Source organism: Methanofollis sp. (assembly GCF_028702905.1).
Taxonomy (GTDB): domain Archaea; phylum Halobacteriota; class Methanomicrobia; order Methanomicrobiales; family Methanofollaceae; genus Methanofollis.
This window is the reverse complement of record NZ_JAQVNX010000007.1, coordinates 30,959-42,371: the sequence shown is the minus strand read 5'-3', so window position 1 is coordinate 42,371 and position 11,413 is coordinate 30,959. Positions and strand designations below refer to the sequence as shown.

General features: G+C 61.4%; 15 protein-coding genes. 8 read left to right on the top strand and 7 right to left on the bottom strand.

Features of this window, described 5'->3' with window-relative positions:
• Position 1 precedes the first annotated feature (1 nt).
• The 6 genes from PHP59_RS02020 to PHP59_RS01995 are packed head-to-tail and all read left to right on the top strand — an operon-like array spanning position 2 to position 4,029.
• Positions 2-805 carry a protein translocase subunit SecF gene (locus PHP59_RS02020; RefSeq protein WP_300162805.1) on the top strand — a complete coding sequence of 268 codons (804 nt, stop codon included), beginning with the start codon at positions 2-4 and terminating at the stop codon, positions 803-805.
• Positions 802-2,250 (top strand): preprotein translocase subunit SecD, encoded by a 1,449-nt coding sequence (locus PHP59_RS02015; RefSeq protein WP_300162802.1) that lies wholly within the window; start codon positions 802-804, stop codon positions 2,248-2,250. Before PHP59_RS02020 ends, PHP59_RS02015 begins: the two co-directional genes overlap by 4 nt.
• A 39-nt stretch (positions 2,251-2,289) precedes the next feature.
• Positions 2,290-2,586 (top strand): thioredoxin domain-containing protein, encoded by a 297-nt coding sequence (locus tag PHP59_RS02010; protein ID WP_300162799.1) that lies wholly within the window; start codon positions 2,290-2,292, stop codon positions 2,584-2,586.
• Positions 2,583-2,858: a thioredoxin domain-containing protein gene (locus PHP59_RS02005; RefSeq protein ID WP_300162796.1), complete on the top strand. Its 276-nt coding sequence runs from the start codon at positions 2,583-2,585 to the stop codon at positions 2,856-2,858. Before PHP59_RS02010 ends, PHP59_RS02005 begins: the two co-directional genes overlap by 4 nt.
• 26 nt (positions 2,859-2,884) lie before the next feature.
• Positions 2,885-3,511, top strand: a complete 627-nt coding sequence (locus tag PHP59_RS02000) for a Fe-S cluster assembly protein HesB (protein ID WP_300162793.1) — start codon at positions 2,885-2,887, stop codon at positions 3,509-3,511.
• A complete protein-coding gene (locus tag PHP59_RS01995) occupies positions 3,484-4,029 on the top strand; it encodes an aldolase (protein ID WP_300162790.1) in 546 nt (181 codons plus the stop codon). The genes PHP59_RS02000 and PHP59_RS01995 overlap by 28 nt, the downstream gene beginning before the upstream one ends.
• Before the next feature lie 281 nt (positions 4,030-4,310).
• Here PHP59_RS01995 and aglJ read toward each other — a convergent pair whose 3' ends face one another.
• Complete coding sequence (gene aglJ, locus PHP59_RS01990) at positions 4,311-5,243, bottom strand: S-layer glycoprotein N-glycosyltransferase AglJ (protein WP_300162817.1); 933 nt, start codon at positions 5,241-5,243, stop codon at positions 4,311-4,313.
• A 39-nt stretch (positions 5,244-5,282) separates the two neighbouring features.
• Here aglJ and PHP59_RS01985 point away from each other — a divergent pair, with 39 nt between their 5' ends.
• On the top strand, positions 5,283-5,852 hold the full coding sequence (locus PHP59_RS01985; RefSeq protein ID WP_300162788.1) for a DUF99 family protein: 570 nt from the start codon (positions 5,283-5,285) through the stop codon (positions 5,850-5,852).
• Here PHP59_RS01985 and PHP59_RS01980 read toward each other — a convergent pair.
• Entirely contained in the window at positions 5,824-6,414 is a 591-nt protein-coding gene (locus tag PHP59_RS01980; protein WP_300162785.1) for a hypothetical protein, read from the bottom strand. The genes PHP59_RS01985 and PHP59_RS01980 overlap by 29 nt on opposite strands.
• Positions 6,415-6,569: 155 nt before the next feature.
• On the opposite strand from PHP59_RS01980, the gene PHP59_RS01975 reads away from it, so the two are divergent.
• Positions 6,570-7,721, top strand: coding sequence for a WD40 repeat domain-containing protein (locus tag PHP59_RS01975; protein WP_300162782.1), 1,152 nt, complete (start codon positions 6,570-6,572; stop codon positions 7,719-7,721).
• A gap of 299 nt (positions 7,722-8,020) precedes the next feature.
• Here the strand turns inward: PHP59_RS01975 and PHP59_RS01970 are convergent, their stop codons facing one another.
• The 5 genes from PHP59_RS01970 to PHP59_RS01950 form a co-directional block, all read right to left on the bottom strand.
• On the bottom strand, positions 8,021-8,362 hold the full coding sequence (locus PHP59_RS01970) for an Lrp/AsnC family transcriptional regulator (RefSeq protein WP_300162779.1): 342 nt from the start codon (positions 8,360-8,362) through the stop codon (positions 8,021-8,023).
• A 5-nt stretch (positions 8,363-8,367) separates the two neighbouring features.
• Entirely contained in the window at positions 8,368-8,604 is a 237-nt protein-coding gene (locus tag PHP59_RS01965) for an LSM domain-containing protein (RefSeq protein WP_067050941.1), read from the bottom strand.
• A gap of 80 nt (positions 8,605-8,684) precedes the next feature.
• Complete coding sequence (locus PHP59_RS01960; RefSeq protein WP_300162774.1) at positions 8,685-9,461, bottom strand: fructose 1,6-bisphosphatase; 777 nt, start codon at positions 9,459-9,461, stop codon at positions 8,685-8,687.
• Entirely contained in the window at positions 9,458-10,363 is a 906-nt protein-coding gene (locus PHP59_RS01955) for a class 1 fructose-bisphosphatase (RefSeq protein WP_300162771.1), read from the bottom strand. The genes PHP59_RS01960 and PHP59_RS01955 overlap by 4 nt, the downstream gene beginning before the upstream one ends.
• Positions 10,364-10,443: 80 nt before the next feature.
• The gene (locus PHP59_RS01950; protein WP_300162768.1) at positions 10,444-11,361 is read right to left on the bottom strand and encodes an aldolase; all 918 of its coding nucleotides are present in this window, start codon (positions 11,359-11,361) and stop codon (positions 10,444-10,446) included.
• Positions 11,362-11,413: the final 52 nt, after the last annotated feature.

Sequence of the window (11,413 nt, the reverse complement as noted above, 5' to 3'; positions counted from 1 at the left end):
GATACCACTCGTTCTGCTTCTCCTGGCGCTCGGCCTCCTTACTTTTAACTGGCTGAGCACAGGGATGCCGTTAACTCCCGGCATCGACTTTGCAGGCGGCACTGCCGTCACCGTCATCACCGACGACAGTATTGATGAGATTAAGGAATATTTCGCAGGATTCCCCCTGACTGATGTCGGTGAGGGGCTCGATGGCGGCAAGTACGTCAGGTTCGGCCCCATGGACGACGATCAGGCGCAGGCGCTCACCGAAATGGTCCTGGAACGCTACCCTGATGCAAAGGTCGACCAGATCGGCGAGGCATTCGGGAGCACCCTCCAGCAGCAGGCCTTCATCGCCCTGATCTTCTCCTTCATCGGGATGGCGTTCGTGGTCTTCGTCGCGTTCAGGAACCTTGTCCCCTCCGTGGCCGTTGTCCTCTCGGCATTCTCGGACATCGCGATCACGGCGGCGATCATGAGCCTCATCGGCATTCCCCTCACCCTCCCGACGACGGCGGCCCTCCTGATGCTCATCGGTTACTCGGTGGACAGCGACATCCTCCTTACGACCCGTGTCCTCAAGAGGCAGGGGAAGACGGAGGACAAGTTTGCCGGGGCCTACAGGACCGGCATCATCATGACCACGACGACCATGGCCGCGGTCGCGGCGATGTTCGCGGTCACGGCCTTCGGCGGCGTTGAGGTCATCGCCCAGATCTCGGCCGTCCTTCTTGTCGGCCTCTTTGTGGACCTGATGAACACCTGGGTGCTCAACGTCGGCATCCTCAGGGCATACGTAACACGGAACGGGAGGCACGCATGAACAGCGATACACTCAGAAAACTCTATACCGACTGGAGGATCGTCCTCCTGGTGGCCATGGTCATCCTCTCGGTCATCGCCATCGGCCCCCACTTCGAGGACGGAAAATTCACGACCAACCTCCAGTACGGCCTCGACCTCCAGGAGGGTTCCTGGCTCCAGATGGAGTTCCAGGCCGAAGTGGTCACCGTCGAGCCGGGCATCGATATCAACAAACTTGCAGACACCCTGGGCACGGAACTGGACACCGAGGTGATCCCGGTCTCGGCGGATCAGGTCGAGGTCAGGAAGGCGTTCACGCGTGAGCAGCTTGAGCCCGTCTTCACGAAGGCCGGAGCGACCATCGTCACCGTGAACCCTGGCGTCTCCAAGGACACCGCGGAACTTGTGAAGCGGACCCTTGACGAGAAGGTGAACAGCCTCGGCACTAAGGACGCACGGGTGAACATCCTCACCGGCCTCAACGGCATCACCCGCTATGTGCGTGTTGAACTCGCCGGCGTCGACATGAAGACGGCGAACGAGATCGTCGGTCAGCAGGGCAAGTTCGAGATCCGCGTCCAGACGACCGGAAACCAGACCGAGCATGTCATCTTCGGCGACGTGATCACGAGCGTCAACGTGCCGACAAAGGACCAGCAGGGTATGTGGGGCGTCGGCTTCACGCTCAGCCCCGAGGGTGCGGACGCCTTCAGGCAGGGCGCCATCTCCTCGAATGCGGTGAACGACCCGCAGAACCATGAACTGGTCATGCTCCTGGACAACAATACGGTGTACTCGGCGCCCCTGTCTGCTGAACTCGCCTCGCAGCTGAAGGCCAGTCCTAGCCGCAGCCTCAGCGCCTCCACCGGCGTCGGCGACGAGGGCCTGAAGGACGCAGAGAACCTTGAGATCCACCTGCGGGCCGGTGCCCTGCCTGTGGACGTGACTGTCGCAGGGTCGGGATCTGTCTCGGCAACCCTCGGCGACTACTACAAGATCCTCTGCATCCTGGCCGCGATCGCCGCCCTGATCGTCGTCGGTGTCGTGGTCTACTTCAGGTACCGCGAGCCGAGTATCGTGCTCCCCATGGTCGCAACAAACCTCGCCGAGATCATCATCCTGCTCGGCATCGCACGGTTTGTCCAGCAGCTTGACCTGGCATCGATCGCGGGTATCATCGCCGTGATGGGTACGGGCATCGACCAGCTCGTCGTGATCACCGACGAGGTGCTCCACGAGGGCAGGGTGCCGTCGTCGAGCGTCTACCTGAAGAGGCTCTCGCGGGCCCTCGGGATCATCGTCGTGGCTGCCGGGACAGTCGTCTTCGCGATGTTGCCCCTCGCTCTGATGGACCTCTCGACGCTCCGCGGCTTCGCCATCATCACGATCCTTGGCGTGCTCATCGGCGTCCTGATCACCAGGCCCGCCTACGGCAAGATCATCATGGCGATCCTCTCGAAATAACCGGAAACTCTTTCCCCTCTTTTTTCCCCATACGTCGGCATGGGCAGACCGGTGCTGATCGATTTCTTCTCCGCGTGGTGCGAACCCTGCCGGGAGCAGACCGCCATCGTGCAGGGCCTGGCCGAAAGGCTTGGCGACCGCGTGGAGGTGAGGATGATCGATGTCGCGGAGAGGCTCGACCTGATCTCGGCCTACAGGCTGACGACCGTTCCGACGATCGTCATCGAAGCGGGGGGAAAAGTGGTCGGGAGGTTTGAGAAGGTCACCGACGCGGAGACGCTCGAAAGCATTTTATTATCTCTGATAGATGATCATGCAGAAAGAGGGATAGTATGAGCAAACCGGTATTGACTGACTTTTTTGCGACATGGTGCGGGCCGTGCAAGATGCAGACGCCGATCCTTGAAGATCTCAAGGTTAAGATGGGCGATCTGGTCGAGATCAGGACGATCGATGTCGACCAGAACATGGAAGAGGCGATGAAGTACCAGATCCGCGTTGTCCCGACCCTTATCATCGAGAAGGACGGCATTGTCCTCCAGAAAATCGAGGGCGTCACCCGTGCCGATACCCTTGAGGATATCCTCAGGCCCCTGATCGAAGAGTAAGGGATACCTTCACCATTTTTCTTTTCATGGATCAGGACGAACGAGTCCGGGCCCTGCTCGGTTTTCTTGCCGCACGCTATGGCGAGATCGTCTGGTGGGACGCACCCGCGGACGAGGTGGTCATCGGTGCCGTGCTCACCCAGCAGACGCGGTGGGAGAATGTCGAACGCGCCCTTGCCCTTCTCAAGGACGCGGGGGTCTGTACAGTCGAGGGGGTCGACCGGGCCGATCAGGCGGTGGTCGAGGCGGCGGTCCGTTGCACGGGGTTTTACCGGGTGAAGACGGCGCGGCTGAAGAGGTTGTGCCGCCGGATTTGTGAGATGGGGGGTATCGAGGGCATGTCCCGTCTTCCGACACCCGCCTTGCGCGAGGCGCTCCTTGCCGTCAATGGTGTCGGCGAGGAGACGGCCGACAGCATCCTCTGCTACGGGTTCGGCCGTCCGTCCTTCGTGGTCGATGCCTACACGAAGCGTATCTGCGGGTGCATCGGTGTCACGGGGTCGTATGCCGAGCTCAAGGCGGCCTTCGAGAGGGTGCTGCCCGAGGACGCGGCACTGTACGGGCGTGCCCATGGCCGGGTCGTCGAATATGCAAAGGAGTTCTGTGTTTCAGGACGGTGTGACGAGTGCAGGATGAAGACTGTGTGCGTATAGGGAAGAGGCTCTTTACGGAGGGCCTTGTCGGTGGGAATTTCGGGAACATGAGCAGGAGAGAGGGGGACGGTTTCCTGATCACGAGGACGGGGTCGTACCTCGACGATCCCGGCGACCTGGTGCTGGTGCCCTGCGAGGGCGAGGCGCCGCCGGGGGCGTCGAGCGAGTACAGGGTGCACCAGGCGGTCTACTGCCTGACTCCCCACCAGGCGATCGTCCACGCCCACCCGCCGCATGCGGTGGCGGCGTCTCTCGCCTGCGAGAGGATCGTCCCGAAGGACAGCGAGGGGGAGATGCTCTGCCCGGAGATCGCGGTCGTCGGCGGTGCGCCCGGGACGCAGGAACTCGCCGACAATGTGGCGGCGGCCCTGAAGGATGCCCACCTGGTCATCGCCCGCGGCCACGGCACCTTCGCGGCGGGGAAGAGTCTCGACCAGGCGTATCTCTACACGTCTCTCGCGGAGTACTCGTGTCGGGTTTTGTTGTACGCGGGGTTGTGGGGGAAGGGAATTCTCTGATACGATTTTTTTGTGGGGTTGGAGTATCCGCCTGATCCTGCGAGAAAGCGTGGATTCACCGCCTTCCCCCTACCGCTCACCGGGGGCAAGCCCCCGGACCCCCCACTCAGGATAGGGTCGGGGAAGACAGAACAGGAGATTCAGGTCTTCGCGGAGCAAAGCGGCAGTGGTCCTGAGAAATACAATCGCAGTGAGACCGACCGCGGGAGATCACTCTCCCGAGATCGGGGCTGCAATCCGCCGGGCTGAAAAAACGGGGATACCCCCGACGAGAGGAGGAATCACTCCCGCCTCTTCGGCGGCTGAGGCGGTTGCAGCCGCTGGACCTCCCGGATTACCTCGCGGTGGAAGGCAAGGATCAGGTCGCTGATCACGCCGAACATGAAGATCTCGATGCCGACGACGATGAAGAGCACCGTGAGGATGGTCATAGGGAGGTGCTCGATATTTTTGAGCCATTCGAGGAAGACATAGACCCCGATGCCCCCGCCGATAAAGGTGAGCAGGAGCCCTATCATCCCGAAATAGAAGAGGGGATTATTGAGGCGGGCGAAACGGAAGATTGCCGAGAGGATCCTGAACCCATCCTGGACGGGATTGAGTTTGGTCGGCGTCCCCGGCCGCATCAGGTAGTGGACAGGGACCACGGCAACCTGCTGGTCGAATTTTACCGCCTGGACTGCCATCTCGGTCTCGATCTCGAACCCCGCCTCCTGGAGGTTCATCTGCTGCAAGGAGGAGAGGGTGAAGGCCCGGTAGCCGGAGAGGATGTCATGGAGGTCCCGACCATGGGCGACCTTGAAGAAATAGTTGATGATATAGTTCCCGACGAGGTTGAGGCGGGTCAGGGCACCTTTCTCCGGGTAGGCGAGGCGGTCGCCGATCACGTGGTCGAAACCGGAGAAGAGGGGGGCGAGCATCTTCTCGGCGTCGTCAGGGAGGTACGTGCCGTCCCCGTCGAGCATGAGGACATAGGGGAGATCGATGATCGCGGCTGCTTCGATGATCGCGTTTCCTTTTCCCTTTTCAGTCTGGAAGACGACTTCCGCCCCGGCATTCCGCGCAATCTCCGGCGTGCCGTCGGTACTGTGCCCATCCGCCACCAGAATCCGGTGATATCCCCTTTCTTGAAACTCCCTGACCAGGCCCTCTATGGTCGGCGCCTCGTTCAGGGTGGGAATGAAGATGCACACCTGGTCCTTCTCGATCTCCATCGCCATAGTATTTAAAAAGCCATCGTCATAAGTGCTTCCATGCACATGGCGAAGAAGGGGCTGCGTGCCCTCGGTATCGCCGAGAGTTTCCGGGGGCGGGAGAGGTCCACGCTTGCCGGCGTCGTGATGCGCAGGGACGGCGTGATCGACGGTTTCGGGTTTGGCGAGGTGACGGTCGGCGGCATGGACGGAACCGTTGCTGCGATATCGCTTTTTCAGGGACTGGAACGGGAGGATATCAACTGTGTCCTCCTCTCCGGGTGCGTCATTGCATGGTACAACATCATCGACCCGGACGCCGTCAGTCTGGCGACCGGTCTTCCTGTGATCGTGGTCACGTACGAGGACTCGGACGGTCTTGAAGAGGATGTCTCCGCCCACTTCCCGGGCGATGCGGAGAGGATGGAGGCGTACCGCCGCCTCGGCCCTCGCGTCCCCCTCCGCCTCGGCACAGGCTATACCGTCTATCTGCGGGCCTCGGGGATCGATACGGCGGACGCAGGGAGGGTCGTCGACGCCTTCACCCGCGACGGGAAGGTGCCCGAACCCCTGCGGGTCGCACGCCTCGCGGCCCGCGCCGCTATGCGGTATACGTGTCAACCGAGATGAGCGCATCTGTCCGGGTGTCGCGGATCTCGACCCGCACCACGTCGCCGGGGCGGAAGGTGCCGTTGGGGAAGTCGACGATGATCCTGCCATTCGGGCACCACATGCTCCCCTTGCCGGTCATATACTGGGTGCCGGTGTGATGGGTCTGTATGAACTCGTGCGCCTCCATCGTCAGGATGCGGGCCTCGACCTTCTGGCCGTTCTTGAAAAATGTGGGATACATATCGTTTTTGACATAGTAACGTGTCCTGTCGGGCTCGGTCGTATGGACGCCAAGACGTTTCCAGAACTCTTTCATGGCCGCGTCGCTGGCATCTTCGGGAGGGGGACGGGGGTTGTACCAGAGAGCGACGCGGCTGTCATAATTCATACTATACGGAGAGTCGTCATCGACGTGGGCGATGTCGATGATCTCGAAGATGCACGGTTCCTCTGAGATCGAGAAAGAAAAGGAGAAACCCAGGCAATAGATGATGAGGAGAACAGCGGCGGTCATGACGACCGCACAGAGGATCAGCTCGCCTATCAGATGAGATGTTGCCTCAACCGTCCAGGAGCTCATTGTTCAGGCCTGGCGATATCCCTACATAAGACCTCCGGTCAGTGGACATTTCTGCCGCTCCCGTCGACACAAAATTCATATATGAGGGGCGTGATCTCTCTCAAACTCTCTTCTTCCTCTGCTGTCGGGAAGGGAGAAACAGGTGGGGGACGTGCATGCCGAAGTGGACACTATTTGCTCTTCTCTTTATTCTGATACTGCAGGCCGTGGCGGTCGGGAGTGCCGGAGAGATCGAGGCGACCAGGGTATGGGAGCATGCCTTCGGGAGCGAGATCCTGACCCTCGCACTGGCGCCTGACGGTTCCTCCTTTGCGGTCGGGACAAACAGGCCGGGGGCCCTGTATTTTTATGACCGGAACGGCACCCTCCTCTGGAACCATGAGACAGGGTGCCCGGTCTATGGTTCGGCGGTCTCGAAGGACGGGGCCTATGTCGTCGAAGGGTCGGACCTGGTGCGGGTCTTTACCCGCGAGGGGGATCTGGACTGGAGGTGGAGTTCCGGATATTTCGCTTTCAGCGTGGCCATATCTCCCGATGGCAAATATATCGCCGTAGGAAGCGACGACAGCACCGTATGCCTTCTCAGGCGCGGCGCCGGCGAGTTATGGAAGTATGATACGACAGGCGACGTCGATACCGTCGCGATATCGGCCGACGGCAGTCTGGTCGCCGCGGGTGCCGACGGTCAGGTCTATCTGCTGGGCAAGAACGGCAAAAAGATCTGGAAAAAGGATGCCGGAAAAGGGATCCGGTCGGTTGCCATATCTCCGGATGGGGCCCTGATTGCCGTCGGGTCCCTGGATTCCCGGGTTCACCTCTATAGCAGCAATGGGACGCTGCTCTGGCAGTACATGGCCGACAACCGCGTCCATCATGTGGGGATCACATCTGACGGCCGGGTCGTCGGGGCATCGCAGGACCAGGCCGTCTATCTGCTCTCGAAAGACGGTAAACTCCTCTGGAAGGAGACACAGCCCGCGTCGGTCACCGCAGCCGTCATCTCGGACGACGGGTCCCTTGTCCTCTCGGGGACGGGCACGGGCGACCAGAGGGTCTGCATGTACGCCCTTGAAATGATTGCCGCCGTCACGACGACGCAGCCGACTCAGCCCCCGACACTCCCGCCTGTCAGAACGATCGAAACGCTGCCCCCTGTTGCGGAGGTCCCGGGGGCGGTGCCTCCGGAAAAGTCCCTGTTCGGGTTCTCGACCATTTTTAACCGGCCCCTGCTGCAGGTCCTCCTGCTCGCCGGCGGTGTCGTGCTTGTCGGGTGGATAGTGATGGCCCTGTACCGCCGGCGGCGGTGATGATCAGGGCTCCATTTTTCTGCTCTGTTGAAAGTGGGAGATACCTCTGATCCTCCGGTGAAAGCGTGGATCCACTACCTTCTCCATACATGCTCACCGCGGGTTTCATCCCCGGTACAGGCATTTAGATCCTGTGACACCCGTACAAACGCCATCCCTTAATCAGACACCGGGGGGCGGCGGCCCCCCGGACCCCCACAAAATGAGGATAGGATTAGGGATGGGAGAGCCGGATCAATTGCCTTCATGAGCGATTCGCAAGAGCCGAAAAAAGGGAGTTCGTCCCGGGCAAGGACTGTTTACTCGTTAACTTCGCTAATTGCCAGTTCGTACATCCAGTCAAGAAGGACCGAACACTGCTCCACATTGCAGTCCAGGTCACAACCGATACAGGGGATCAACTCTTCTCCTGCCATCAGGAGAGAGGGATCGACCGCCTGCTGCCGTGCCTTCAGCAGGTATGTCTTGAGCCCCTCCTCTCTGTACTCGAGGCGATCGATGAGGCCGGCATCGCTCAGTTTCTTAACGACCCGCGAGCATTTCCGGCTGTCGATGTTGAGGAGTTTCCAGAGTTCGCTCTGGAGCACTCCTTCCTGCCTCGACTGGATGATCCTCTGGGCCTCATCTTCAACAGATGGCATGTCCATCAGATAAGGGGTGCGATCGTAAGAATATTGTTCCCCCTGATGACGACGGTGCCGAGGTTGCGTCCCCGCTGGTCGCCCGTGAACTCGATCGTCTCGTCCATGTGCAGGTTCAGGTGCTCGTCCACGGCAACGAGTCTTCCCTGCAGCTTCCGGCCTTCGTCCTTGATCTCTACGCTAATCTTTGAATCAACGAGCGAAAAAACTTTTTTCACTGGCAGAACAATACTGTTGACCATCTGAGGTTATGTGGTGGTGGAAAGTATTTAATCTTTCCATCGGCCTGAAAAACCTCATTGCACCGTTTTTTTCGGAGGGCTCACCGCCGGGTGAAGGCGGGGTCGTCGAAGAGGTCTGCCGGACCGATGAGCATCCCGTCATGGATACCGAATCCCAGGCAGACGGCCTTTGTGCAGACCGGCACGGCGTCGCAGAGGCTGACAGGCATGAAGTCTGAGTCCGCGACGGCGGCGAGGACGCCGGCGACCGGCGGGCATCCCCTGCCGGTGCCGAGGAGGAGGGCCGGGTCGGCGCCTGTGCAGGCGGCGGCGACGGTCGTCTCAGGCCCCTCGACCTTCACGACAGACGCACCGTCGTCGATGTGCGCCAGAAGGTCGTAGATGCCGGACGGAGTGGGATAGAACCCGCCGTCAGTGCAGGTGAAGGTAAAACCCCGGCGGAGGAGGGGGTCGTCCACAAGGGCAGGCGTCGTGTAGGGGTCGGCGAAGATGCGGGCGAGCGCCTCGCTCCAGGCCCCTTCAGCCGCCCCGCTGGAGAGGAAGACGAGGACGCCGTCTCCGGTCTCGACAGGGAGGTCCGCCCTCCCCGCCTCTCCCGATCCGGTGAGGCCGAGACTGCCTGCAAGGGTGCGGCACTCCTCCATCACGCGGGTGAGGAGGTCGGCGATCCGCGGGTCGTCCCGGTGGGTGAAGATGCAGGCAAGCCTTCCGCCAACTCTGGTCACGAAGGAATCGATGATGAGGCCGCCGTGCTCTTTGCGGAGCACCTGTGCGGCCCTCTCGATGACGAGAGGGTGCGCCTTCTGGCCTGCCGGGAACCCGCCGAGGTCTGCCGTCGCCACCGTGACGGTGGTCATGCGTGCGTCCTGCCGAAGATCTCCTTCACCTTCCTGATCATGCCGGCAGACCCGACATAGATCGGGGTGCGCTGGTGCGGGTCGTCGGGTTCCACGTCAAGGAGGTTCCGGGTGCCGTCGGTGATCGCGCCCCCGGCCTGCTCGGCGATGAAGCCGACCGGGACGGCCTCGTACATCAGGCGGAGTTTGCCCTTCGGCTTGTCCTTCAGGGCGGGGTAGCAGTAGATCCCGCCGTACTTGAGGATCTGGTGGAAGTCGGCCACATAGGATCCGGTGTAGCGGACCTTCGCCCCCTCTTTCTCGATCGTCTCGATGAACGCCGTGTGCGGCGCCGTCCACTCCGGCCTCTTCCCGCCGGTGCCGTACAGGGTGCCCTCGGGCATCCTGACGTCGGCTTCAAGGAGACGGTAGATGCCCTCGTGGTCCATCGCAAAGATCTGCACGCCCTTCCCGATTGTCAGGGTGAGGGTCGTCATCGGGCCGTACAGCATGTAGAGTGCGGCCTTCAGGTTCCGCCCCTTCTGCCGCACCGACCCGTTGCCGAAGATCCCGATGATCGTGCCGACCGCGAGGTTCGTCTGGATCAGGGACGACCCGTCCATCGGGTCCATCACGATGGCATAGTCCTGCTTCGCATCGGCGAAGGTGAGCACCTCCTCCTGCTCCTCTGAGGAGAGTTCGCGCACGAGGCCTGAGTCGCGGGCCGCCCCGATGATCTGTTCGTCGGCCCAGGTGTCCATCGCCGCCTGCTGTTCGCCGTAGATGTTCTCGCTCCCGGCATAGGACTGGTGGGTGATGAAGGCCTCCCTGATCGGGCCCGCCTGCCGTGCGATAAGTTCGATGAGTTCCTGCAGCCCGGCTTCGCAGCCTGCCGCCCGGAGATAGTCTTGCAGTGTCGTCATCTTCAGTCTCCGAAATTCTCTATATCAGATCCCCTATAAGAACACCGCCCCGGTACAGGGGGGCGAAAAGAAAAAAAGGGTCAGTTGCCCTTCAGGAGCGCGACGGCGTCCTCAAGGGGTGCATTGTCGATGGTGATGGCCGAGATGGCGTTGCACATCCTGACCGCCTCGTCGAGAGACTTCTGGTGGATGTTCCGGCCTGTTGCATTGCCTGACGCACCGCCGGTGTGGATCTGGTCGTACAGTTCCTTGAGGAACTTCGTCTCGTCGATGCTCGACCCGCCGGCACAGACGACCTGCGTCCTGCCTGCGGCGCGGGTCACTTCGCGGAGGAGTTCGGCCGAGACCGCGCCCTCCTTCTTCGGGGAGTTCACCTTGACGAAGTCGGAGCCGAGGCAGGCGGCGACGCCGGTGGCGCCCGCGATGAGGTGCGGGTCCTTCTCGTCCTTCACCGCCGCGCCGCGGGGGTAGATCCAGAGGACGGTGATCAGGCCGTGCTGGTGGGCCTCGAAGATGATCTGGGCCGCTTCCCTCATCATCTCGGCCTCGTACTCCGAGCCGAGATAGACCGTGTAGCCGACGCCGAGGACCTTCAGGCCGGTCTGGTTGCGGAAGGCGACGACCTGCCCGACTGTCGAGATCATCGGGCTGTACGGGTCTTTCTGGGCGGTCTTCACGAGGTGGGTCTTGGAGTTGAGCTTGACCAGGTACGGGACGTCGGAATAGTCCCGGCCGTACCGGGCGACCAGGCCGAGCTGGGTTGCGAAGACGCCGATGCGCCCCTTCTGTGCGATCCTGAAGAGGTGCTCCGGGTCGGCGTCGTCCTCGTGGATGCCCTCGCCGAAGAAGTCGTCGTTGAGGTGCTCGATCTTCTGGTCGCCGGCAAAGAGCATGAGGCGGCCGGATCCGTGGGTGATTGTCCTGTAGTTCTCGATATAGGTCTCCCGTGCCGTGCCGGGAACGTCGGCGGGGACGGACAGGGTAACATTTGCAGACATACCAGACTCAATCATGCCGCCCTGTACTTATTTTTTATGGGAATCCGGGTTC